The organism is Bacteroides sp. RCH18 (assembly GCF_058231005.1).
The window spans coordinates 2,475,807-2,500,307 of record NZ_JBIPTC010000001.1 but is presented as its reverse complement, the minus strand read 5'-3'; the positions used below and the strand labels follow the sequence as shown (position 1 = coordinate 2,500,307).

Below are 24,501 nucleotides of genomic sequence, written 5' to 3'. Positions count from 1 at the left end.
ATCTATGTTGCAGCCGATTTTAGAAAAAGAAGTTTGGAATGAACAATAAATACGAAGAACGGCTGGGAACAGAACGTATGTTACCGCTTATTTTCAAGATGGCACTCCCGGCAGTGGCTGCACAATTTGTCAATCTGCTTTATAGCATTGTCGACCGTATATACATCGGGCATATTCCGGGAATTGGCACCGATGCGCTGGCGGGTGTAGGGGTGACTACCTCTCTCATTATACTGATTTCTTCTTTTTCGGCAATTGTCGGCGGCGGTGGTGCTCCGCTGGCTGCCATTGCACTCGGACAGGGCGACCGTGTACGAGCCGGAAAGATATTGGGAAACGGGTTTGTTCTGCTGATATTGTTTACTTTGCTGACTTCTGTCATCGCATATACTTTTATGGAACCTATTCTCCTCTTTACAGGAGCTTCGGAAAACACCTTGGAATATGCGGTTGACTATCTTTCCATTTATCTCTTGGGAACGATATTTGTCGAAATATCCACAGGGTTGAATAGCTTTATCAATGCCCAGGGACGTCCTGCCATTGCCATGTGTTCAGTTCTGATCGGAGCTTTATTGAACATCATTCTTGATCCTATTTTTATTTTCTGGTTTGACATGGGCGTGAAAGGCGCCGCTTTGGCTACGGTACTTTCCCAAGCGTGCAGTGCGGTGTGGGTGGTAAGTTTCCTTTTTTCCCGACGTGCCTCTCTGCCTTTGGAGAAACGATATATGGGGCTGGACCGGAAAATTATCCTTTCCATATTAGCTTTAGGAGTATCCCCCTTCATTATGGCAAGTACGGAGAGTCTGGTTGGGTTTGTCCTCAATAGCAGCTTGAAGGAGTTCGGAGATATCTACATCAGCGCATTGACGATTCTGCAAAGTTCGATGCAGTTTGCCAGTGTACCGTTGACCGGATTTGCACAAGGGTTCGTTCCGATTATAAGTTATAACTTCGGGCATGGTGACAAGCAGCGTGTGAAAGATTGCTTCCGTATTGTACTGGTAACCATGTTTTCTTTCAACTTGATATTGATGCTTTTCATGATTCTTTTCCCTTCGACGGTTGCGTCTGCTTTCACCAGTGATGAAAGACTGATAGAAACCGTACGTTGGACAATGCCCGTTTTCTTGGGTGGTATGACCATCTTCGGCTTGCAACGTGCCTGTCAGAATATGTTCGTTGCATTGGGGCAGGCCCGAATCTCTATCTTCATTGCTCTGTTGCGTAAAGTTATCCTGTTGATTCCGCTGGCGTTAATTTTGCCGAACTTTATGGGAGTAACCGGAGTGTATGCAGCTGAGGCTATATCTGACGCGACTGCGGCCATCTGCTGCACGTTATTGTTCTTTTGGCAGTTCCCTAAAATTCTGGGAAGGATTAAAGGGAATACTTTGCGTGTGGAGTAATCGTTTCTTTGTAATTTATTTTTTTACTTCACAGATATGCATGGTATTACGGTTGTATTCTGACTGTTATCTCTCTCTTTATCTCATTTCCTGTGCGTAAATGTTGATTTATCCGGATATCTGTACCTGTTAATATATAGAAAAGTGTGTCTGTTTGCCAGGCGATGGTACCGGCTATCCTCTGATATAGGATTTCTCTTTTCATTCTTATTCTGTATCCGGCAAAGATACAAAAAGGATGTTTGTATCCTGGCAGGAGATAAAAGGTGAATCTAAACCGGATATTTTTCAATTGTGTGAGTAACTGTGGCAGTCGGGCTTTTGGTAAGAAGCAGTTGTAGCCTGCGAATGGGCGTATCGTTCTCGTAGAAATTAATGAGATATTCGATTTTGTTACGAAGCATCGTTCTGCAATGCCTCGTACAGCTTACCGGTATGCACTGGAGAAAATGCCTAAAGATATGAGAGCGGAAGCTATGAAAAAATAGCTTCCTTTTCCTTCCTTTACTCTGCTTTTCTGTTTGGTTTTCGCTTAATAAGCAGAAGCCGCTCCATATCATTGAATAGTTTTGTGTCTTTTAATTCAAACATGATCCATTTGCCGTCGTGGAAAGTGGTAGCTGCATCATAGATCATCTGTACCTCGTTTGAAAACTGTCCCCGCTGAATTTCAAATTTGGCACGTTCATCTTTTCCCAAGATAACCATAAATCCCAGAGTCTTTTCCTTCGCATATAAAGCACAGAGGGTTTTACCGCCTTTGCGGTATTTGTATTCATACGTCCACGCTTTGCCGCCACGGTTCCAAAGTTGCTCCATTTCGTAGCTCTTCTCGATGCGCTGGCAGAGTGAGTTCCATACATCATAAAGGTCTGTTCCTATCAGATTCTCTATATCTTCGGAAGTCGGTATTTGAAAAGGTTCTTTCATGGTATTTACTGTTTAATCAGATATATATGTCGCAAAGATAGGATGATCTTTTAGTAAATCGTTGTCCAATATAGGCATCTTTAGTTATAGTCATGAGATTTAAAATTAAAATGTAAAGACATATTTCATACTTCACTCCAAATATAGTTTTAAATTTTAATCTATTTGTTGGGAAAAATAAAATGCTCTGAAGGGCGTTTATGTGCATTTTACAAAAAGTTGTATATCAGACGGTTATGAAATCTTGTTTTTGGTTTAAAACCAACGGGGCGTTTCTTTTAAACCAACGCCTCGTTTCTTTAAAACCAAGAGGACATTTCTCGGTGAGAAATGGAGTATTGGTTAAAAACTAGATTCAAATCCGGAGTGAACATTCAAATATTTCAAATGCAGTATTTGTTGATTTAAGTAAGGTGATGTAACTATTTGTTGTGTTCAAGTAGGAAAAAAGATAATTGCTTTAGCATGAAGTAAATAAATTCCAAAGATTTTACTTACATTTGTTTCTATAAATAAAATGTAAGTGAAAAACATGAGAAAACAACTATCAGTATCACTCCTTTACTGCCTTCTTGTTTCGGCTACGTCATTGGCTCAAAGCTGGAAATCTTATGAACAGACTGCGAAGGGGAAGACTTACGAAGCATCCGATTGTGTGACACTGTTGGATAGTACATTGGTATCTGTCCAGCCTACAGGACAAGGGTCGTTTGCTGTATGCAAAGTGATAAAGGTACAGACTCCGAGGGGAGCAGTGGATAATCGGGTGATTAAATACGATTATGACCCTTTGACTGCTTATGCCGAATTTAAACGTGTAACCATCCATCGTGCCAATGGAAAAGTAGATGAACTTGATGTCAGGAAAACCTGCGATTATGCTGCTCCTGCCCGTGCCATTTATTGGGGCGCAAGACAAATCATGATTGAAGTGGGCGCCTTGCAGCCGGGTGATATTGTGGATTACGAAATAGCCAAAAAAGGCTTTACCTATGCGTTGCTTGCAGCCGGTAATGAAGATGAGTCACGCTTTATTCCGCCTATGCGCGGACAGTTTTATGATATTGTTCCTTTTTGGAGCAATACTCCTACTGTACGTAAGGTTTATGTAGTAAGCATTCCGATGGAGAAGGAACTTCAGTTTCAGTTCTATCAGGGTGAGTGCGCATCATCCATGCGTTATGAAGACGGTCGCAAGAAATATAGCTTTGCGATGGATGATATGATGCCTTTCGCTAAAGAGCCAAACATGGTCGACCTTTTCGATGCAGCTCCCAAACTGATGATGTCTTCCACTCTCCAGTGGAAAGACAAGTCGTTGTGGTTCAATAAAGTGAATGAAGATTATGGTAGTTTTGATCCATTGCCCGAAGCACAGAAAAAAGTAGATGAACTGATAAAAGGCAAGAAGACCGAAATGGAAAAAATAGCTGTGCTGACTCATTGGGTGGCAGATAACATCCGCTATTCCGGCATCTCGATGGGAAAAGGAGAAGGATTTACACTTCATAATACTAAAATGAATTATACTGATCGTTGCGGAGTCTGCAAAGATATAGCCGGTACACTGATTTCGTTCTTGCGCATGGCTGGTTTCGAAGCCTATCCTGCCATGACAATGGCAGGCAGTCGGGTAGAAAGTATTCCTGCCGATCATTTTAATCATTGTGTGGCAGTGGTGAAACTGAGCAATGGGACGTATATGCCTCTCGATCCTACATGGGTTCCTTTCTGCCGCGAGTTATGGAGCAGTGCCGAACAGCAGCAGAACTATCTGCCGGGTGTACCCGAAGGTTCTGATTTGTGTATCACTCCGGTTTCGGCTCCCGAAAATCATTATGTGCGAATCAAAGCCGACAACCGCTTGGAAGCAGATGGTACACTACGCGGTACTTTTACTCTTACAGCCGAAGGACAGAGTGACAGCAATATCCGTCGCATCTTTACCACCGGCTTCCAGAGCGAATGGAAAAGCACGATGGAACGTCAGTTGTTGGTCATCTCTCCCAAAGCCAGATTGTTGAGCGTAGACTATGGAAAAAATCCCAAAGACTATCAGGCTGCACCTATTAAAATCACTTTTCGTTATGAAATACCCGATTATGCCTTGAGAGGAGAGGGCGAGATGTTTTTCCGTCCGATGGTGATGAATAACCTTTATAATCAGGTACGTTCTTATATGTGGATCGATACTTCGGTAGAAAACCGTAAGTATGGTTTCAAAGATGGTTGTTCCCGTTTGGTCGAACTGGATGAAACGATTCAGCTTCCGGCAGGATACAAGCTAGTGAGTGCTGCCAAGGATGAAACCATGCAAGGAGTGGGAGCCGATTTTGAAGGTTCGTTGGTACAGAAAGGAAATAAAGTGTTGCTCCACAATAGATTGGCTTTGAAGAAGCGTGTCTATGAGGCTTCTGATTGGGAAAGTTTCCGCAATGCTGTGAATGCCCACAAGGCGTATGGTGAATATCTGGTGATTAAAAAGTAGAGCAGAATGAAAAATACATATTATTATATAGTTACGCTGGCGATGCTGATTCTGGCATTTCCGGTGAAAGCGGTATCCGAAGCTGAATTTGGGAAGTTGACCAAGGCTTATACGTTACACGCTGACGGTAGTCAGGAAATGCATGTGCAAAAAGAGCTGACTTTGTATACTCATGCAGCGATGAACCGTGTGTATGGAGAGAGTTTTATCATTTACAATCCGGAGTTTCAGACACTGAAGATACACGATTCTTATACTCGTCAGAAAGACGGTACTATTGTGAAGACTCCCGAAAATGCGCTCCTTGAGGTGCTTCCTTCCGCAGCGGCAGATGCTCCGGCTTATAATGGTCTGAAAGAGATGGTAGTCGTTCATACGGGACTGGAATTGGGAGCTACCATTTATCTGGACTACTCCGTCGTTACTCGTCCGGGATATCTGCCCGAACTGGATGTGTGCGAGCAGGTGGAAGAGCTTTCCCCAATCAGGGAATATGTGTTTTCGCTGTCAGTGCCCGAAAGCAAACCTCTGCATTATGAATGGTTGAATGGAAAAGCTGCTCCGGTTGTAAAAACGGCGGGTGGTATGAAAACAGTGACCTGGACACTGAAAAATGTGCAACCGCGTCCTTATTCACTTGACGTCTCTTTGCCGGCAGGTAATGTACAGGCTGTTGTGGCGTCCACTTATGCTTCAAAGGCTGATGCACTGAGAGTGATAAAACAACAACTGGAAAGTAATGGAAAGGATGTTACCGAATTGGCACAGAAGCTGACTGCCGGAGCACAAACCACAGAACAAAAAAAGGAGTTACTCACTGCTTATGTAGAAGGATTAGGAAATTGCCGTCTGACCCTGTCGCAAACCGGATACCGTTTGCGTCCGGCTTCCGAAGTGATCCGTTCGGCATACGGAACTGAAGCGGAGAAGGCTGCTTTGTTGGCTGCCTTGCAACAGGCGATAGGCATCCGTGCGGAGATAAAAGCGGCTTTTCCTAAAACAGAAGATAAAGATGCAGCCGGACTTGCCGCTGTCAGCAGATTGTTTCTCTTTGATAAAGGGATTGCTGATATACAGGATTTTGTTTCTGTAGTTGATCTGAATGCTCAGCCGATAATTTTAGAGAAGGTTTCTCATGTTATTTCACGAACTGACACATTGCGGGTGAGCGATAAAACCGGAAAGGTCTTGGCGGATGGTTATCGGAAATTCGACTTACCGCAGGCTCGCGGTGGATGGGCAAGTTATGATGGGCGTGTGACGGCTCTGAATACAACTCGTCCCGTTAACCTGCTTTTGCGGTATTTGCCCGATGAGGCTTATACCTATATTGTAAAGATTGATGCAGGAATGAAACCAGTGGTTGTGCCGACTAACAAAAAGATTGAAAATGCTGTCGGCATCATGGAAGTTACAGTGAAAAAGGCGGAGGATAAAATAGAGATATTCCGTACCTTGAAACTGAAAAAACAATTGATAACTCCGACTGAATATCCGGCGTATTATCGCTTGATGGCGGAATGGATGGATACCAATGGCAATAGTCTGTTATTTCAAACTGCGAAGTAAATCTGACGGGCATATCGTTCCGATGGGGCTGCCATTCTGAACAAATCAAAGAGGATGTGTCGAAACCTTCATAAATTAAGAATCATCTTCGCTACAACTATCTGTGGCGAAGATGATTTCGTTAAAAGGGGAGTCTTGACACATCCTCTTCGTTTTTTATCCGGTAAGACAGATGATCCTCTAAAGAGGTTTTATCGGAATACAAATATCCACAATGTGTTTATTCTCCGGATGTGTCCGGTGACTGTTATGGTATAACTCATAAGTACATCCATCTCCTTGCTGATACCCACTTTCCGTAAACCACTTGCACATTGTGTTCCATGCCTTCTCGAAATCTTCAGTACCTAATTCAAAGTGTCCGACAGCATATTGCCCACCGGGAATGACGAGATAACCGATTTCACCTTCTCCTTTTACGTCTCCTTCCACGATGATGCAAGCACTCTGGCGCACTTTACTCAATTCCGTTACCGAAGGATCATCATGTGTGACGGTTGCCGATTTCGTAACATTCGGAATATACAGGTCACGAGGTTCTGCCCATTTGATAAGTTTCTCATACGCTTTTACAATCTCTTTGAATGCTCCCATATGCCGGCAATAAACAGCTTTCATGTCCGGCATCTCTTTTACTTCGATTTTTGTTTCCATAAAATATGATATTTTAAATTTGACGCTGCAAAGTTGGGGAGATAATACATGCTTGGGTGTCAAATTCTTGCTAACCATTTGTCCGTTCTTGCTAAATAAGATTCCGTCCTGTGCATAAACAGGTTTCTCCATTTTACGGAACTGGCTTGGCGTCAAACCAAAAAACTTTTTGAATACACGGCTAAAAAGGGATACTGTGCAAAAACCGCAACTATCGGCAATCTCACTGATAGAAATATCCATATTTTCCCGTAACCGGCAGGCTGCTTTCTCAATCCGGAGGCGTTGGATGTAATCAATCGGTGTTTCACCTATCAGAAATGTGAATATCCTGTGGAAATGAAAAGGCGAAAAGTTAGCTATTTCTGCTATACTTTTCAGTTCCAGAGGCTGGTCGAGATGTATGTCAATGTAGTCCATCACCCGATTGATCCTGGAACGATATTCTATTTTACTTTTTTCTTGTATATTCATGTCAGACGGTTTTTAATCGCAAAGATAGCTGCCGTCTGTCAGATCTGCTTGTCTATTCTTGCTAACTATCTTGTGAATTTTATCCTTACACTGTATTTGCAGAAGTCTTTTTATGTGTGAAAGATGGAGTAAATATAGCAGTTTTTAGCGGATTATTATTGTTTCATGAGGTATCTGCCTATCTTTGCAGTATAAACGGTTTGTTTAATTTATAACACTGACGATTATGAAGTTACTGGTTTTTCTTGCTAAAGGCTTTGAGACGATTGAATTTAGTGGTTTCATTGATGTGATGGGATGGGCGAAAACAGATTTTGGCTGTGATGTTGAGGTGGTAACAGGTGGTTTTAACGAGAAAGTCATCAGTTCTTTTAATATTCCCGTTTTGGTGGATAAGACGATTGATGAGATATCTGTTGATGAATATGATGCTCTTGCCATCCCCGGAGGTTTTGAGGTTTTCGGCTTTTATGAAGAGGCTTATGAAGAGAAACTTTTAAATCTGATTCGTCAGTTTGATGCCCGGAAGAAATGGATTGCAACAGTTTGTGTAGGTGCTTTGCCTGTCGGTAAAAGTGGTGTGCTGAAAGATAGAAAGGCGACTACTTATCATCTTGGAGGGGCAGTCAAGCAAAAGGTTCTTCAAAGTTTCGGAGCAATAATCGTCAATGAACCGATAGTGGTGGACGACAATATAATCACTTCTTATGGTCCTCAAACTGCTTCGGGAGTAGCCCTTCTTTTATTGGAGAAACTGACTTCTCATCGTGAAATGTCTTTGGTAAAAGAGGCTATGGGATTCTAAAAATAAAACCGGAGAAGCATCAAAATTAGTACGGAAGGATTATTGACTTATGATACAATGACTCAATCTGCTGCAATAACAGAGATAAGAAAATATTAATCTTCTTATCTCTGTACTCTACTATATCATATAGCAAACAGGCTGCTAAATCAGTTCGTGAATTTCCTGAATATGGAGATTCAGATGATCTAAATATCCTTTTATCATTTCTTTTAAAGTGACTTTTGTCCCTTCGAAGTCACACCAGTAACTATCTAGTTTCGTTTGATCTACCGACTTTATTACCTGAATGATATGCAGATTAAAGAATTTCCATAACTGAATCAGATTATTCCAGTCCGTATGCTGATAATCCTGCAAGGCTATCCACAGATCATTATCCTGCCGATAATCAGGAAAGAAAAGCAGGTCCTTACTGTATTGCAACCTGATCATCCGTTGATGATTGTTTGAGGCGGAATCAATCAAATGTCCGAGAATTTGTTTGATAGTACGATTCTGCCTGTTACGTTTTTGTGTGATTGTCTCTTCCGACAGGCTGGTTAATACTTTTTCTTCTGTCTCTATAACATTATAAATCCCTTCTGTTATTGGGGAAAAATCAAACTCTGGCATAATTCCTCTCTTTCTGTTTTAAAGTTTCTTTTGCACAACTGCGCAATAATGCAAATATAGACAAATGAATGAAATATATGCGGAATTGCATTCTATAAAAGCAAACTTGTTTGTTATTCTGATTGTTAGGAGAACATCTTTTCCATATAACCTTTATATTTGCATGATATTAGAACCAACAATTATATAAAAAAGATATGAGAACAGTATTGGCAGCATTAGGAATTTTGTGTTTCATGGGAAGTTGTTCGTCAGGTATGACAAGTTCAAAAGGCATTGTTTGTGATGCGACCATGAATACAGTGGCGATTGTTACAGACAAGAATGATACTCTTTCATTTAGTACGATGAACGCGAATAAAGAAGAAGTCGATGGCTTGCTTCTGAATGATACTCTGGAAGTATTCTATACCGGTAAATATACACCGGGGATGCAGGCCTCAAAATTAGTCCAGTATCCGCAATCTCCCAAACTTGGAGGCGATCGGGATGAATACGGTTGTATCGGCTCTGCCGGATATGTATGGTGTGAAGTGCAGCAAGACTGCATCCGGTTGTTTGAAAAAGGTATCCGGACAGAAGCTGTTGATGGAAGCACTGCTTCTGCTTTTATTGTGTTCAGCCCCGATTCCACACGTCTGGAACTTTTCTTCTCTGATGAACAACCGAATGAGATTCTGGAAAGACGTGGCTTACCTTCGGGAGGTTATGCATGGAACGTGGAGGATGATGATACGAAAAATGTACGGTTTATAGACGGATTGTGGACAATCAGTCAGAGAGATAAGGTTATTTATCGTGAGAAAAAGACGAAAGCCAGAGAATAATTCCGGCTTTTATAGCTGTTTATTTATTACTTTTATCAGATAAAAGTATAGCCGAATCGTGCTCAACAATGTCTTTTTACGACTGTAGTGCTAAAAAATGTGATAATCTAATAGTAATGGAATAAAAAAAGGAGGGATACTGTAACTTTTAATTCTGATTTTTATTATATTTGTATAGCCGTTGAAAGGTGCGTTCATTGAGACTAAATATCGAAAAGCGTTCAGCTTTTTTACGTAGTAACGAAACTACCAATTTCTTTTACCCTCAGGGTAAATATTACAACACGTAAAAATGACTGAACGCCTACGCTTGTTATACATATACTTTGCGTGGGCGTTCTTCTCATTTGTGTTGTAGGGATTGGTAGTTCCTGTTGCTACATTTGGGAAGAAAAGGCTCACGTTTTTTTATATCTATTCTTGACATAACATTCAAAACATATGAAAAGATCTTCATTTTGGGTTTTATCGTAAAAGTGCGTTGCTTTTTTAACGAGTTAGTTTTCCTTTTTATTAAACTAAAAAAAGACTACTATGGATAAGAAAATCGTAGGTGCCAACGCAGGCAAAGTATGGCACGCCCTTAATGAAGCTGATGGAATTTCGATTCCCGAACTTGCCCGGAAAGTAAATCTGAGTGTGGAAAGCACAGCTCTGGCAGTCGGTTGGCTGGCTCGTGAAAACAAGGTAGTGATTGAACGCAAGAATGGATTAATTGAAATTTATAATGAAGGTCATTTTGACTTTTCCTTCGGATAAGTTTAATGAATATAATGCTGGTTAGGTTATATAATGAAAGAAGCTCTCGATAAAAAACTGAATTCAGTGATATTGAAAGCTTCTTTTTATTATATACCTTGTGTCAAAATGCCTTATTGAAGAGTAACTATAATGGAGTGTTCGCCCTTCTCTGTTATGATAATTACCTTATTTCTTTGTCAGAAACTTCTTGCTCAACCACTTTCTTACAGGCTCGTCATACAGTTTCAGGCAAAGGTAAGCCAACAAAATGCTTCCGAAGAAGACACATAAGGCTACCGGCCATGACTGGGAGAAAGTGATATGTGGCTCTTTGCTCCATAACCAGGCATAGAACAGATACATGAAAGGATAATGTATGATATATACCGGATAAGATATATCTCCCAGGAATTTACAGATTTTGGCTGTACCTTTATCCGTCGTTTTTCCCGAAGCACCCAGATAGACAAGTAGTGGGAAAATAAGAATGGTGCATACAGCATCATAAATACCATTCATCCACGGAGATGTCTCACCGCCTACATACGGCATGGTAAGTAAAATGAGAATCGACAGACTGCATATCCAGAAAGCCCCTTTGATATGGACCGGTTTAAAGATGCGTGACATCAATAATCCGATAGAGAATGCGAATAACATACGTAGAAAACCTCCGATCAGGTTATAGTCAATCATCGACCAGCCTACTCCTAAATGATAGTTGCCGGAAAGATTGAATATTGAGAAGGAAGCCAATCCGATTCCTGCTATCACAACGAGTATCGTAAGTGCTTTGGTAGACAGTCGGCGAATAAATAGGGCATACAAAATATTACCGATATACTCGAAGAACAAAGACCAGCTGGGACCATTCAAAGGATACATCTCGCCGTTTCCACGGACTTCGGGACCCGTGCCCGGAACAGCCGGAATCAGGAAAAGATTGAGAAGCATAGCCACCATTACCATCGATATGGAAACACGGGTACCGTCCCATTGCTCGCAGCCTTGTATGCAAAATGTGATAGCACCCAAAACGGCTCCCATAACAACCATCGGATGCAGACGGATTAATCTGCGTTTGAAAAACTCTTTTGGGGTCATCGTTGTTTTCCAGCGGTCGTCATAAGCATAGCCGATAACGAAGCCCGACAGAATAAAGAAGAAATCGACAGCCAGATACCCATGATTGAATTTTTGGTCTATGGGACTTGTGGCAAAGCCTTCGAATACATGATACCATATCACCAAAAGAGCCGCAACCCCTCGCAGTCCGTCAAGGAGTACGTAATGGGGTTTAGAGTCTGCAAATGCAGAGGAAGAGATTTTTTGCATGTTTTAAATTATTGTTCAAATTAGTATTAGTCATTGAAGAAGCCGCAAAAATACGGAATTTATAAGTTTAAAAATTTGTCCTGCATCAAAATCTTGCCGTATATGGGAATTATTTGTATGCTCTGAGGCGGCTGAGTGTTGATAGTGTGATGCCTAGATAAGAGGCGATATATCCCAATTGTATCCGTTGGCACATTTGAGGAAACTGAAGTTTGAATGCTTCATATCTTTCTTTTGCAGACAGGGTGAGGCGGTCTTTGTGCGAACGGTGCAGGCGTCTGTATTCGTTTTGATGAATCACTCTTCCCCAGTTTGCCAGTTCGATATTGGTCTGAAACAGCCGGAGCAGATCGGTCAGTGATATTCTGTATGCGACAACGTCCTCAAGCGTTTCCACAAATTCTTCACTCATCTTATTATAATACAATTCATCCATGCTGAAGACAATCGCTCCCTCGCACGCAAAGGAAGTCGTTATTTCCTCTCCGTTTACCAGCCAGAAAGAGCGGGTCATTCCTTCTTCAATAAAATAAGCCGATTTGCAAAATTTGTCAGCCTCTATCAGTTGATGCCTCTTTGGAAAATGACATAATACTGTATTTTCTTTTAGTATTTGTATCGTTTCATCCGAAATGGGATACAAAGAGTTCATCTTATCTATAATGTTTCTCATAAAGTAGTCCTTAATAATTTTCTGTCAAGTACAAAAATAGGAAAAACAATTCTGCCCACAATAGATGCCGGTGAAAAAGGGGGTGTTTTATCGATTCGTTCACTAAGGAGGAGAGAAACAGGAGAGTGGGAACTGCTGCTGAAAGACAAAGAAGGTACACTTCATTCTTTGGTGAAATGTACCTTCTTTGATATCGGGAAGAGGCTAAACACGTGAGTATAGCCAGCTTATTCCGGAAACGGTATACATCAATTGACGTTGCTTACCTTGGATTCTGCTGTATATTCGGATTGGCATCTATCTCGCTTTGCGGAATAGGCAGGGCTATTCTCAGATCGGTAGCTTCTATCTTTTGTGCGTTAGACGCTTTCAAGGTCTCAAGATGCCAGCTGCCCTTGCGTTCAATAGCCAGACCATTGCGTAAGTAGTCATAGAAGACTTCCCCTTCGCCAACCAGTTCCTTGCGGCGCTCTTTAAGAATCCTGTCCAGAGTAAAAGTCTCCGTTGATACTTGCTGACTGGTATCCGTCGTACGGCGGCTGATGATGTCATTCAGATAACCTTGTGCTTCTTCAAGATCCGTTCCTTTTTTCAGTCCCGCTTCAGCCGCGTTCAGATAGACTTCGGAAAGGCGGATGATGCAAATGTTATTAGTTTTGGGATCATCTCCGGTCTTGCCGGGAAATTTGGCAAGATAGACTTTTTCGTGCATAGCGGCAGCCGGAAGTCCGGTGTTGTTTTCGATGACAGATTCCTTTGTCAGGCAGTGGCGTACATCCTTGGGGTCTTCATTCAGCAGGTTCAGGAAATCTTCCGACAAGATCAGATTATTCCAGTCGACCTTTGTTTCGTTGGCATAAACCATCGGAGCACCCTCACCGCCCGTACCTCCTGAAGGTTCGGATAAAGTGATGTAAAGTTCGAATAATGATTCCGACTGGAAATCCTGCCCCCATATATTGGGATATTCCTCATAGCTGTAAAGCTGATAACGTCCGCCGTTGTTTTTGATGACGTCCGTAGCGGCATCATAAGCCTTCTGATATTCACCCATATTCAGATAGACTCTTGACAGTAATGCCTGAGCTGCCCAGTAGTTTATATAGCCATTGGATGTCTCTCGTCTCAATCCGGACAGTGCATTGCTCATGTCGCTGACTACCTGTTCGTAGCATTGCGCTACAGTGCTGCGTGATGGTTTATGTGTGGGATCGGAAGGGGAGGTCTCGATGGGTACTCCCAATGAAGCCCCCTTGTCATTCGTATAAGGCATTCCGAACAACCGGGTCAGGTTGAAGAGGGAAAGTCCCCGCATCACCAGTGCTTCGGACTTGATGCGGTTCAATTCTTTAGTATCACTGCTTTGAATACTGCCCGACTCGATTTTCTGTATCAGATTATTTGTCTGTCGTATTACTTTATAAACAGTATTCCATGGCAGTACAATATTCAGATTATCGGAAGCGAGCACATTGTATTCATAATAGGGAGATACACGTTTTCCGTCTCCTTTGGTGATACGTGCCTGTACATCGGCGGCACGGCAATCGCCGTAATACCAATAGTTGTCTCCGTAATAGCTATGGCCGGATGCCAGACGATAAATTCCGTTCAGAGCGATCTGGGCATCGTCCAATGTGACGATGGCCTGTCCTGTTTCTACCGAACTGGTGGTGTTAAGGTCTAGCCAGTCTGCCGAGCAGGAGCTGTTCAGTAGAGCCATTGCTGTAAGTATGTATATATGAATTCGTTTCATTATGTTGTTTATTTAGTTAGAATGATAGGGATGTTAGAATGATAATTGAGCTCCGAAACTGAAAGTACGCATGGCGGGAGCCTCACAAAAGACTTCACCGTTAACGGGTGTTTCGGGGTCATACTGTTTCCATTTGGCCCAGGTCAGCAGATTGTTTCCCGAGAAATATACCCGTACTTTGTCAATCATCAGCTTTTGAGTCCACTGGTTGGGCAGTGTGAAGCCGAGGGTAAAGTTTTTCAGACGTAAATGATCGGTGCTGTGGATATAGCGGGACGAGTTGGTGGAAGTAGCCGGTTCACCATATACGAAACGTGGGATATCCGTCTGATCTCCGGGCTTTTGCCAACGGTTCATCATGTATGCGGGCAAGTTGTATCGTGAACTGTAGATGGAACTGCTGCCGTTTTCAATATAGGTTCCCAGTTTGTCGAACGAGTAACCGCCCAGTGAATAAGTCAGTGTAAAGGTCAGGTCTATCCATTTGTAATTCAGAATATTGGTGAATCCTCCCGATATTTTGGGAGTAGCGGTTTTGTACGGAATGGATTCTGCTTTGGCAGCATCGGTGGTGAGTTCCCGATTGTAGCTTCCGTCCTCATTTTTTGTATTCAGATAATATTGGGCAGAACCGGTCAGCGGGTCTACTCCGGCAAACTCTTTTACATAAAACGTATGATAGGGGAGTCCCACTTTATGGATGAACCATGTTCCCTCAATCGTCTGGTCTAATAGTCCGTTGAGTGAAACGATCTTATTCCGGTTATGACTCAGGTTGAGAACACTGGTCCAGTTAAAGTCGTTGGAAACAACATTCAGCGTACGCAATTCAAACTCTACTCCCTTGTTGTTCAGGCGTCCGATGTTGCTTAAATAACTGGTAAATCCGGTAGTGGCGCTGATGGGGAGACTGTAAAGCAAGTCCTTGGTGTCCCGGTTGTAATATTCCAGACTCGCAAAAATACGATTGATAAATGAAAGGTCGATGCCCAGATTCAGGCTGTAATTCTTTTCCCATGTCAACAGATCATTGGGTTGTGCCGATTCATATGATCCGGCTGCCTCCATGTAGTTTTCTCCATAACTGTACAGTCCTTTGTAGCCGTAGTATGAACCGGGCTGATTTCCGTTTACACCATACGAGGCACGTATCTTGACATCACTCAGAACCGGCTTTACGGCTTTCATGAAATTCTCGTTGCCCAAATGCCACATACCCGACACAGACCAGAAATTCCCCCAGCGGTTGTTGGGTGAAAGACGTGAACTTCCGTCGCGACGGTAACTTCCGGCGATGTAGTAACGGTCGTCATAGTCATAATTCAGTCGTGATAGATAAGAAATCATCCGATAGGCTTGGGTGGCAGACTTGAAACTGTTCAGTACGGCGGCATTATCCGGTTCTGTCAGTTTATCACTGGGCAGTTTGGACTTTTCACCCGAAGCGTGGTCTGTCTGGTAGCTTTCTATTTCATAAGCCGCCAATACATCGAGATGATGTTTGCGGGCGAAAGTACGCACATAGTTCAGTGAGGTTGATGAGATCAGTTTGCCGTATTCAATGAAGCCTTTGGCTGTCTGGGCGTCGCTTCCGCTTTTAGGGCCTGCCGAGCTCAAAGGGTTATAGTAGCGTGAATCCTTCTGGATAGTATAATCATAGCTTAATGTCTCTTTCAGTTTGAGACCTTTGATCGGCTCTATCGCTGCGTAACCGGTTGAAAACATACGTGTCATACGCACGCGGTTGTAATCGGTGAGTATGTCGCGCAACGGGTTCAGGCTGGTGCCGTCATAAACTCCTACGTAGTTTCCTTCTTCATCACGCACCACCATGGAAGGTGTCATGGTCATGGCTACGCACAGGAAAGGGTTGATAGATGATCCGCGTTCCTCATTCATTTCCTGATTCATTTGCGAGAACATCATATTTGCTCCTACTTCCCCGTATTTGCCGACTTTCTGCGTCATGTTCAAGCGTGCTGAGTAACGGTCCAGACTGGAGTTTTTGGCCAATCCTTCCTGATTGTTGTAGCCGAGCGAAGCATAGAATGTAGAACGGTCGTTACCACCGGAGACGGAAGCTTCATAACTCTGATGCATAGCGGTGCGGAGCAGCTCTTTTCGCCAGTCCGTGTATCCCATGGCCGGCTTATATGCATATGTGCCGATATTGGAATTGGCATATTCAGTCGGAGACTCCATACCGTTGTCTGTTGCGTAGTTCAGCAATCCTTCATAGAGCAGTTCTTCCCGTTGGTCACCGTTGAGGGTAGGGCGGAAGTCAACGGCCGCATGAGAGAACCCGCCTGATACGTTCAAGTCCACGCGTACCTTTCCGGTATTTCCTTTTTTGGTCGTGATCAATATGACGCCATTGGCGGCGCGGGAGCCATACAGGGAAGCCGCTGCCGCATCTTTGATTACAGTCACGTTTTCAATATCCGACGGATTCAGCGTACTCATTATATTGGTCTTAGAATTGTTCATATATGCAGCATCAGCATCACCGGAGCTTATACTTCCGGAAGTAACCGGTACTCCATCAATGACAAACAAAGGTTCCTGTGAAGCGTTGAACGATCCCATTCCTCTGATGCGAATACTTTGGTTGGCACCCGGTTGACCGGAACTGCTGGTTATTTGTACACCGGTAGTCATACCTTGCAACTTTTGCTCAACGCTCATCACAGGCACTTCTTTCAGCATATCTGTACGCAGCGTATTGGCCGATCCTGTGAACGAGGATTTGGAGAAATTACCATACCCTGTTACTACTACCTCGTCAATATCCATCGTTTCGGGGATCAGTACTATTTTGAGTTCTTTCTCTTTGCGGGGGACGCGTATTTCCTGTGTCTTCATTCCCACATAAGATACGACCAACATCTTGGTTCCGGTTTCCACGGACAATTGAAACTGACCGTTGATATCGGTAATCACTCCTTTGGTGGGATTCCCCTTTACACTGACGGTGGCACCGATAAGTGGTTCATTATCCTCTGATGATATAACAACACCGGATATGTTCAGTTGTTGAGCGGACGCATACGAAATACTCAACAAACAAAACAGTAAGCTAAAACATAATGTTAACCTTTGATTAATCTTCATACTTTTATATTTAAAAATACATTTGCTATAAAGTCGATACAAAGGATATACCAATAGGATATAAAGAAATGCTGAAAAGATAAGATACAGATTAACAGCGGAGTTGAAAAAACGATATTATTGGGGCGGTGTGGAAAAATTGTGGAAAGGTGTGGAAAATATACCCAATCAATTGGTACAATAAGTAGCGTGGTTATATGGATTATTGTACCAATAATGATTGGGGATATAGGTATTCACTTTGTAGGCAGCATTCGCTCCTATGTTCAGATAAACGTCAGTTCCTGCGGTAATTCAGATAAACTTCCGCTATAGGCATGATAAACGTAGTGCTCAAATATACTGTCAAGTTAATTTGATCGGCAGGTGGATTTACAGAATTACTTAATGTTCACACTTTCGTATCCGCTGTCCTCCGATGTAAAGTCCCTTCACTTTCAGGTTCATGATTCCTGAAAATGTTGAAGAGGGATTTGTTATCGGCTTTACAAAAAATAGATTTTTCATCACAAAATTTTGTATCATCTGGTTGTTGTCTGCCATAGTTTGGATAAGAGCCCATTTATTTCCCGGTTTCCAGAACGAACAATTTTTAATTTCGATCTTTTCATACAAAGGCCAAGAAGTGGAACCATTGTAGTTCACGAATCGGATGTCACCATTTCCATTCCTGCCGACTATGGCATGAAAATTATTAAAGTAGAATCCTTTCAGTAGTCTGCCGCACGTGTCGGTTTCAAGATTGTTACTCTTCGTATTGATTCCTGCGCGTATACAGTGAGCTAAACGTGTCCATCCGATGGCATTGCTAACGCGAATGTTCTCGGTATCGGAATTGCTCCAGTTGAGACGATCCTTGTTGTAGACACCTGCAGCCGCGAAGGTGTTGCGTATCTCTGCCGGATTCGCATCTGTATTCGTTAGATTAATGGATTTGTTCTCTGTGTAGGTGCGTCTCGGAAATTCATCCGACGGATTATAATGGCCAGTTGCAAATGCATCATCATTTCCTAAAGTTATGGAACCATTGACTGTGATGTTCTTACCACTTGAAAGATTGAGTCCGTCAATCCATCCATGATTGTAAGGAGAAAGACCTTTAATGTTGTTCAGATTAACGTCCGCAACATCATGGGTCTCCCAATTCCATTGCTGGGAGTCTCGCATATATGTGTCATTGAATGTGATGTTGTTGGACTTTTTTAGTACGACACCACCTTGATGTGGTGTGTTTTTGGCATCTTTCCTGTCGGTTGAGAAAGAGAGGCAGCCCTGCCCATCGTGTATTCCACGACCGGAAATCGTTATAAAGCTGGAGTAAGCGATGTAAATTGCCGGCTCGATAGCCTCTCTACATTCTTTCTGACGGTTTATCATGAGTGCATTTTCGTCGGTATAAACGAAAAGTGGTTTTCCACCGTTGTTGGTGTCTCCGTTCCAGTTGTGTATCTTAAGTCCTGACCAGAGGTAGACTCCGGCGGGGATGTATAGCGTATTGAGTTCGGATGTATTTTTGATTTTTTCCAAAGCCGCTTGTAGTGCATCAGAGAGGTCGTTGCTGTCTCTTGCTCTTAAGTTGGGGAAGGCTACTTTTTGGCTTGTATATGAGACGAAATGGCCTGCTTCGTGATTCCATGTGAATAATCTTCCGTCATTAAGACTGGCGTCTATAACGCTACCGGCAGGACGGCAGATCTGTCCGACTGAGTCCGTAATTGGATTCTCTCGCAGATAGTTTTCAGAAAACGTCTTGAAGTTAAGTACATTGGGGGCAGAAAGCGAGGGTTTCTTTGCCGGTTCCTCCAAAGGGTCGTTTATAAGCGTAAGTTGCGGGTTGGTTGTGGAGGCATCTTGTGGGTCATCTCCGTTGATAATCACTATGGCATATGGTAAGTCTTTCGCCATTTCGAATGTGAGTGTTTTTCTATCAGCACTGATCGCAAGTGCCTTTTGTGGATAAAAGCGCACTGGGTGGATAGTGACACTGTTGATTTCGGTCCCCCCTATGATATTGATCTCAATTTTAGGTGTCAAGCTGTTTGAGGCAAAGCGGGCAACATCCATATTATGACCTTGATTCCCGTTGATGGTGTTGTCGTAACGGATGGCGGGTACACTAACATTTGCGACTTTCACATCAAATCGTGTGGATATAACGTCATTTCTTACATGTGAAGGGTAGGATACTCCGCTCGGTCCTGTGGCTGGGATGGTAAATGGTGTGTATGCATGGACGATATTGTTTTGCGCATACAAAGGTACTTCTGTCAATAAGAATAACATTACTGTCAGAATGTTGCAAAATAAAATTTTCCTATTCATAAAATTATTTATATAATAACTATTATTTATTTCAAATTATAGGTTTACAAAGAACGGAATTTTTTTTGAGAGTAATTAGGCTGAAAAGACACAGGGGGTATCCTTTTACGTTGCATTGCTTAAAAAAAAGAATTATGATTCAAATTAACCTATAAAATGCAATAAATAATCCCGAAGAAGTGAGTCTTATTCAACCTTGCATTATAAGATTTAAAAATAGAAGGGTAAAGAATCTGTAAGAGAGGTTTCACTGAACGATACAAAACATATATTTGTCGGATGAACTCTATTTATCATAAACATATTAGCATTTGTTTTAAAACATCTTATACAGTAAGGGGTTATCTCTCTATCTTTGTTTGCCTGCCGATATGAAAATCAATTACTGAAGATTTCTCACAAAACCGGACTGTTTGGGTTATTGACAGAGAATTCAGGAGAATCTTTTATATGGCGGAGTGATAATCTTGAAATGGAATATTTGCAGGCATCCAAATATACCATACCTTCATAATCATAATATAAAGAAATATGGTATGAGATAAAAAAACATTTTATGGGATAATTTGAACAATATAACACCATGATAGGAAATATACTACTTTTTGCTTCAATATGAATGAAGGATCTACATCTAAATTAGTCATTTTTGCTTCCATAAATTCCTAAAAAAGAAATTAAATGAGAAGAATAATCTGCTTACAGTTATTGATATGGTTGGGCTTTTTTTCATTGGTAGCTCAAACATTGAATATTTATCCCATTCCCAAAGAATTGGTCTATAGCAAGCATAATGATGACTTTACAGTTTCGGTTCGTCTACCCGGAGAAGAGTGGCAGGATCTATATGAGTATCGTGTTTTGGTAGATATGGATAACCCACAACCGGCCTCGATGGTGCAATTCGACTTTTCCGGTAGGGTGGAACTCCGTATAAGACCTAATAATCAAATGATTCATAAAGTAAAGATACGCCCCTTGTCAAAAGGTATTGAGCATACAGTACGTGAAAATATGATTTATTTCTCTTTGGATAAACCTGGAAAGTTTTCGATTGAGATTAATGAGAATAGAGTAAATAACCTGCATGTATTCGCTAACGAACCAGAGACAGAAGTACCTAATCCCGATGATCCTGGTGTGGTCTATTTTGCTCCCGGATTTCACCGTCCCAAAGATTTGCCGGGAAATGCATTTACCATATCTTCCAACACTACTGTTTATCTGGCTCCCGGGGCAGTTGTGAATGGAAAATTTGTCTGTAATAATGTTGAAAATGTAAGATTTATAGGTCGGGGATATATTGATAATCCGGTACGTGGATTTGAGTTTACGCATAGTAAGAATATAGAGGTAAATGGTATAACAGTTATCAATCCTGATCATTATACCGTATTGGGAGGGGAAGTAGACGGATTGAAGATTAATAACCTGAAAGCGTTCAGTTGTAAGGGGTGGAGCGATGGCATTGACCTTATGAGCTGCAAAAATGTAGAGATTAAAGATATATTTATGCGAAACTCTGATGATTGCATAGCTCTTTATGCACATCGCTGGACATATTACGGGAATGTAAAAAATATAAAGGTATCTGATGCTATTTTATGGGCCGATGTGGCACATCCGATAAATATCGGAGGGCACGGCAAAGGAAACATTTTGGAGGACATCACTTTCTCAAATATAAATATATTACAGCATGATGAAGATGACAGGTTATATCAAGGCTGCCTTTCTATCAATGTGGCTGATGATAATATTGTTCAGAATGTAAATTTCGAAAATATTTGGATTGATAATATTGAAGAAGGCCAGCTTTTTAATTTTAGGGTATTGTATAATCCCAAGTATAGCGTATCACCCGGAGGTGGTATTCAAAATGTTAAAGTCAAAAATATATATTATACTGGATATGGGGAAAATCCGTCAATAATTGAAGGGTATAGTAAGGAGCGTTCAATAGACAACATTACTTTTGAGAATATAATGATTAACGGAAAACAAGCTGGTATACTGGAAGACGCCAATATAAAAGTCGGAAAGTTTGTTGAAAACGTAACATTTCAGTAAGCTAATTTTCATGTATAAAGAAACATCAGCTATATATAATGAGAACAATTTATTTATTTCTTAGCTTCTTCATATTTTCTATATTTTCTGTCTTTGGATCTATAGTAGATGTAGAAAAAACGCATATAAGAATAACCTCCCCTGATAGTTTGATAAATTTTCATTTTTATCAGCGGATGGATTCTGACGAACAATATCATCTTTATTATTCTATATCGTATAAAGATAAAGTGGTCATAACAGAATCCCGAATGGGATTAGAACTTGATAATAAGGTCTGGGAAATGGCACTTGCAGAAGATATTCAACGAAAAGACAAATGGTATTACGATTTAATTTTTCGTACCGTCGAATATAAGAATTGTAGGAATAACTGGCAACCACTTTATGGCGAACGTAGCTTGATTGCAGATAATTGGAATGGTGCTCTTCTAAAATTTGAAAAGAGCAATAATTCGGGTTATTCTATGGATATTGAAATTCGAGTCTATAATGAAGGAGTTGCTTTCCGTTATCTTTTTCTTGAACATCCGAATGCTATTTACCATAAAGTCATAGCTGATGATACAGAATATACTTTCGAAAAGGGAGCGCAGACTTGGTGTGCTTCATGGGCACAGGGAACTTATAAGCAATTAATCATACCCGAATGGACGGAGATTTATGAACGTCCTATGACGATAGGGCTACCCAATGGATTATGGGTTTCTATAACGGATGCCGATGTGGCTGACTGGTGTTTAAGCCGCTTTAGAAAAAATATTCAGAAACAAAATACAATATCAACGGATATGTATGATGTGGTTGATGTTGTGACTCCTGGAAAAACACCTTGGAAAGCTATCCTGATAGCGGAAACACCCGGTAAGTTGCTTGATAATAATGATATGATCCTGAATCTGAATCAAGATTGTACACTTGATTTTAGTTGGGTTAAACCCGGTAAAATTCTGCGGGAAACAACGTTAACTACTGAAAATGCCATTGAGTGCATTGATTTTTGTGTGGAACACAACCTCCAATATATTCTGTTTGATGGAGGATGGTATGGGCATGCCACTACATTTCAGACAGATGCGAGCTGTGTTTCTGCACCTGTTGATTTAGCGAAAGTGATTGCATATGGTAAGAAACGGGGAATAGGTGTCTGGCTATATGTAAATCAGCACGCTTTACAGAAACACGCAAAAACATTATTTCCTCTATATAAGGAGTGGGGGATAGTAGGCTTGAAGTTTGGTTTTGTACAGTATGCAACCCATCGATGGGCAGTCTGGATGCATGATTTGGTTCAATTGGCCGCTGAAAATCAGCTTATGGTAAATATACACGATGAGTATCGTCCATCGGGTTTTAGCAGAACCTATCCTAACTTGTTGACACAGGAAGGGATTCGGGGAAATGAAGAATTTCCGGATGCGACTCATAATACTATACTACCATTTACCCGTTTGATTTCCGGTGCTGCTGACTATACTATTTGTTACTATGATAAACGGTTGAAAACAACACACGCACATCAATTAGCAGCGTCAGTAATTTTCTACAGTCCGTTGCAAACATTATTTTGGTATGATAAACCATCTTTTTATAATAATGAGCCGGAAATTGCTTTTTTTGAAAATTTACCAACAGTATTTGATGATTCAACTGTGCTTTTGGGAGAACCGGGTAAACAAGTTTTTATGGCACGCCGGAAAAAAGATGATTGGTTTGTTGGCGGTATTACCAATAATAACGGTTCTAACGAGATAATTACATTAGACTTCTTAGAGCCGGATAAAACTTATTTAGCAATTGTGTACACCGACGATGATAATGCGAGGACCTCGACTCATGTTAAATGTACCGGTTTTCTAACGGATTCGTCACAGCAAATGAAATTTAAATTAAAACCTAGTGGTGGAGTGGCTATTCATTTTGTTCCGGTGACGAGAGGTGAACGGATAAAATACAAGAAATATAAGGGGCAATGGTTGTGATATATAGTACGATTTTGCTCATGAATAGGAATATCCCATTTTTTGTGCTAAAATGTCCTTGTGTTTTTTTATCAGATGACTCATATTTGCAGTGATTAATTAAAGTGATGTTATGAAAAGCATGGAAACGAAAGCATATTCGATAATTGAAGAAGCGTATAAAGAATATTATCCGGTTATATACCGATATGTCAGGTGCCGTATAAGATGTAAATATGAAGTTGAAGATCTGGTGCAAGACGTTTTTATGCGTTTATTGGATTATGATAATATGCTTCAAAAATCGACCATTCAATCTTTTCTTTTCACTATAGCGCGTAATCTTGTGATAGACTATTTGCGCTGCTATTATAAAAAACAGGAAATGATATTGTGTGCCTATGAAAATTTTATTGAATCTACTTGTGGACCTGAAGAAGAAATTATTGCTAAAGATTTACTAACCATAGAAAGATTAAGGTTAAGTGCGTTTCCGCAACAACGTAGAAAGATATACTCTATGAGTCGATTTGAAGAAAAAACTTTGTGTGAGATTTCAGAGGAACTACAATTGAGCAAGAGTACTGTAGAAAATCATTTGTTTATAGGAAGAAAAGTTATGCGCAATTATATTTCGATGTGCATTTGAGTGAATATATAACGCATCAATATAATTGGTGCGATGGCAATTTATTGCATCGTGTATAGTAATTGTTTAAATATTGGACTGACAAAATCATTTATATAGGGAACATAAA

18 protein-coding genes are annotated in these 24,501 nt (G+C 41.2%); 9 read left to right on the top strand and 9 right to left on the bottom strand.

The features are described from left to right. Positions 1 to 38: 38 nt before the first annotated feature. A complete protein-coding gene (locus ACHLI0_RS09950; protein WP_490749051.1) occupies positions 39 to 1,412 on the top strand; it encodes an MATE family efflux transporter in 1,374 nt (457 codons plus the stop codon). 46 nt (positions 1,413 to 1,458) lie between these two features. Here ACHLI0_RS09950 and ACHLI0_RS09945 read toward each other — a convergent pair whose 3' ends face one another. Both ACHLI0_RS09945 and ACHLI0_RS09940 read right to left on the bottom strand, forming a co-directional pair. Beyond that, a complete protein-coding gene (locus ACHLI0_RS09945) occupies positions 1,459 to 1,617 on the bottom strand; it encodes a hypothetical protein (RefSeq protein WP_155249858.1) in 159 nt (52 codons plus the stop codon). A 299-nt stretch (positions 1,618 to 1,916) separates the two neighbouring features. Then, positions 1,917 to 2,342 (bottom strand): DUF3788 domain-containing protein, encoded by a 426-nt coding sequence (locus tag ACHLI0_RS09940; protein WP_490749050.1) that lies wholly within the window; start codon positions 2,340 to 2,342, stop codon positions 1,917 to 1,919. Between the two features lie 532 nt (positions 2,343 to 2,874). On the opposite strand from ACHLI0_RS09940, the gene ACHLI0_RS09935 reads away from it, so the two are divergent. Both ACHLI0_RS09935 and ACHLI0_RS09930 read left to right on the top strand, forming a co-directional pair. Beyond that, positions 2,875 to 4,830 (top strand): DUF3857 domain-containing transglutaminase family protein, encoded by a 1,956-nt coding sequence (locus ACHLI0_RS09935; protein ID WP_490749049.1) that lies wholly within the window; start codon positions 2,875 to 2,877, stop codon positions 4,828 to 4,830. A 6-nt stretch (positions 4,831 to 4,836) separates the two neighbouring features. Next, positions 4,837 to 6,399, top strand: coding sequence for a DUF3857 domain-containing protein (locus ACHLI0_RS09930; protein ID WP_490749048.1), 1,563 nt, complete (start codon positions 4,837 to 4,839; stop codon positions 6,397 to 6,399). A gap of 180 nt (positions 6,400 to 6,579) precedes the next feature. Here ACHLI0_RS09930 and ACHLI0_RS09925 read toward each other — a convergent pair whose 3' ends face one another. Then, positions 6,580 to 7,527, bottom strand: a complete 948-nt coding sequence (locus ACHLI0_RS09925; protein WP_490749047.1) for an AraC family transcriptional regulator — start codon at positions 7,525 to 7,527, stop codon at positions 6,580 to 6,582. Between the two features lie 226 nt (positions 7,528 to 7,753). On the opposite strand from ACHLI0_RS09925, the gene ACHLI0_RS09920 reads away from it, so the two are divergent. Then, positions 7,754 to 8,332 carry a DJ-1/PfpI family protein gene (locus tag ACHLI0_RS09920; protein WP_008764057.1) on the top strand — a complete coding sequence of 193 codons (579 nt, stop codon included), beginning with the start codon at positions 7,754 to 7,756 and terminating at the stop codon, positions 8,330 to 8,332. Between the two features lie 144 nt (positions 8,333 to 8,476). Here ACHLI0_RS09920 and ACHLI0_RS09915 read toward each other — a convergent pair whose 3' ends face one another. Then, the gene (locus ACHLI0_RS09915; protein WP_490749046.1) at positions 8,477 to 8,947 is read right to left on the bottom strand and encodes a DinB family protein; all 471 of its coding nucleotides are present in this window, start codon (positions 8,945 to 8,947) and stop codon (positions 8,477 to 8,479) included. A 197-nt stretch (positions 8,948 to 9,144) separates the two neighbouring features. Here ACHLI0_RS09915 and ACHLI0_RS09910 point away from each other — a divergent pair, with 197 nt between their 5' ends. Continuing rightward, positions 9,145 to 9,774, top strand: a complete 630-nt coding sequence (locus ACHLI0_RS09910) for a hypothetical protein (RefSeq protein ID WP_490749044.1) — start codon at positions 9,145 to 9,147, stop codon at positions 9,772 to 9,774. Between the two features lie 534 nt (positions 9,775 to 10,308). After that, positions 10,309 to 10,533 carry a winged helix-turn-helix domain-containing protein gene (locus ACHLI0_RS09905; protein WP_008763800.1) on the top strand — a complete coding sequence of 75 codons (225 nt, stop codon included), beginning with the start codon at positions 10,309 to 10,311 and terminating at the stop codon, positions 10,531 to 10,533. Positions 10,534 to 10,701: 168 nt separating this feature from the next. Here the strand turns inward: ACHLI0_RS09905 and ACHLI0_RS09900 are convergent, their stop codons facing one another. The 5 genes from ACHLI0_RS09900 to ACHLI0_RS09880 form a co-directional block, all read right to left on the bottom strand. Beyond that, positions 10,702 to 11,850: an acyltransferase family protein gene (locus ACHLI0_RS09900; RefSeq protein ID WP_490749041.1), complete on the bottom strand. Its 1,149-nt coding sequence runs from the start codon at positions 11,848 to 11,850 to the stop codon at positions 10,702 to 10,704. Between the two features lie 109 nt (positions 11,851 to 11,959). Then, entirely contained in the window at positions 11,960 to 12,523 is a 564-nt protein-coding gene (locus ACHLI0_RS09895) for a Crp/Fnr family transcriptional regulator (RefSeq protein ID WP_008763802.1), read from the bottom strand. A gap of 262 nt (positions 12,524 to 12,785) precedes the next feature. Next, positions 12,786 to 14,279 carry a RagB/SusD family nutrient uptake outer membrane protein gene (locus tag ACHLI0_RS09890; protein ID WP_225679674.1) on the bottom strand — a complete coding sequence of 498 codons (1,494 nt, stop codon included), beginning with the start codon at positions 14,277 to 14,279 and terminating at the stop codon, positions 12,786 to 12,788. Between the two features lie 33 nt (positions 14,280 to 14,312). Beyond that, complete coding sequence (locus ACHLI0_RS09885; protein WP_490749038.1) at positions 14,313 to 17,390, bottom strand: SusC/RagA family TonB-linked outer membrane protein; 3,078 nt, start codon at positions 17,388 to 17,390, stop codon at positions 14,313 to 14,315. 384 nt (positions 17,391 to 17,774) lie between these two features. Continuing rightward, positions 17,775 to 19,712, bottom strand: a complete 1,938-nt coding sequence (locus tag ACHLI0_RS09880) for a glycoside hydrolase family protein (protein WP_234120454.1) — start codon at positions 19,710 to 19,712, stop codon at positions 17,775 to 17,777. Between the two features lie 681 nt (positions 19,713 to 20,393). Here ACHLI0_RS09880 and ACHLI0_RS09875 point away from each other — a divergent pair. From ACHLI0_RS09875 to ACHLI0_RS09865, 3 genes are all read left to right on the top strand, one after another. After that, entirely contained in the window at positions 20,394 to 21,782 is a 1,389-nt protein-coding gene (locus ACHLI0_RS09875; protein ID WP_055219592.1) for a glycosyl hydrolase family 28 protein, read from the top strand. 38 nt (positions 21,783 to 21,820) lie between these two features. Beyond that, the gene (locus tag ACHLI0_RS09870; protein ID WP_490749037.1) at positions 21,821 to 23,764 is read left to right on the top strand and encodes a glycoside hydrolase family 97 protein; all 1,944 of its coding nucleotides are present in this window, start codon (positions 21,821 to 21,823) and stop codon (positions 23,762 to 23,764) included. Positions 23,765 to 23,885: 121 nt separating this feature from the next. After that, entirely contained in the window at positions 23,886 to 24,392 is a 507-nt protein-coding gene (locus tag ACHLI0_RS09865; protein WP_178069545.1) for a sigma-70 family RNA polymerase sigma factor, read from the top strand. Positions 24,393 to 24,501 lie beyond the last annotated feature (109 nt).

Coding starts and splice junctions, on each gene's coding strand:
- ACHLI0_RS09950 (WP_490749051.1), top strand. CDS start 39: ATGAACAATAAATACGAAGAACGGCTGGGAACAGAACGTATGTTACCG.
- ACHLI0_RS09945 (WP_155249858.1), bottom strand. CDS start 1,617: ATGAAAAGAGAAATCCTATATCAGAGGATAGCCGGTACCATCGCCTGG.
- ACHLI0_RS09940 (WP_490749050.1), bottom strand. CDS start 2,342: ATGAAAGAACCTTTTCAAATACCGACTTCCGAAGATATAGAGAATCTG.
- ACHLI0_RS09935 (WP_490749049.1), top strand. CDS start 2,875: ATGAGAAAACAACTATCAGTATCACTCCTTTACTGCCTTCTTGTTTCG.
- ACHLI0_RS09930 (WP_490749048.1), top strand. CDS start 4,837: ATGAAAAATACATATTATTATATAGTTACGCTGGCGATGCTGATTCTG.
- ACHLI0_RS09925 (WP_490749047.1), bottom strand. CDS start 7,527: ATGAATATACAAGAAAAAAGTAAAATAGAATATCGTTCCAGGATCAAT.
- ACHLI0_RS09920 (WP_008764057.1), top strand. CDS start 7,754: ATGAAGTTACTGGTTTTTCTTGCTAAAGGCTTTGAGACGATTGAATTT.
- ACHLI0_RS09915 (WP_490749046.1), bottom strand. CDS start 8,947: ATGCCAGAGTTTGATTTTTCCCCAATAACAGAAGGGATTTATAATGTT.
- ACHLI0_RS09910 (WP_490749044.1), top strand. CDS start 9,145: ATGAGAACAGTATTGGCAGCATTAGGAATTTTGTGTTTCATGGGAAGT.
- ACHLI0_RS09905 (WP_008763800.1), top strand. CDS start 10,309: ATGGATAAGAAAATCGTAGGTGCCAACGCAGGCAAAGTATGGCACGCC.
- ACHLI0_RS09900 (WP_490749041.1), bottom strand. CDS start 11,850: ATGCAAAAAATCTCTTCCTCTGCATTTGCAGACTCTAAACCCCATTAC.
- ACHLI0_RS09895 (WP_008763802.1), bottom strand. CDS start 12,523: ATGAGAAACATTATAGATAAGATGAACTCTTTGTATCCCATTTCGGAT.
- ACHLI0_RS09890 (WP_225679674.1), bottom strand. CDS start 14,279: ATGAAACGAATTCATATATACATACTTACAGCAATGGCTCTACTGAAC.
- ACHLI0_RS09885 (WP_490749038.1), bottom strand. CDS start 17,390: ATGAAGATTAATCAAAGGTTAACATTATGTTTTAGCTTACTGTTTTGT.
- ACHLI0_RS09880 (WP_234120454.1), bottom strand. CDS start 19,712: ATGAATAGGAAAATTTTATTTTGCAACATTCTGACAGTAATGTTATTC.
- ACHLI0_RS09875 (WP_055219592.1), top strand. CDS start 20,394: ATGAGAAGAATAATCTGCTTACAGTTATTGATATGGTTGGGCTTTTTT.
- ACHLI0_RS09870 (WP_490749037.1), top strand. CDS start 21,821: ATGAGAACAATTTATTTATTTCTTAGCTTCTTCATATTTTCTATATTT.
- ACHLI0_RS09865 (WP_178069545.1), top strand. CDS start 23,886: ATGGAAACGAAAGCATATTCGATAATTGAAGAAGCGTATAAAGAATAT.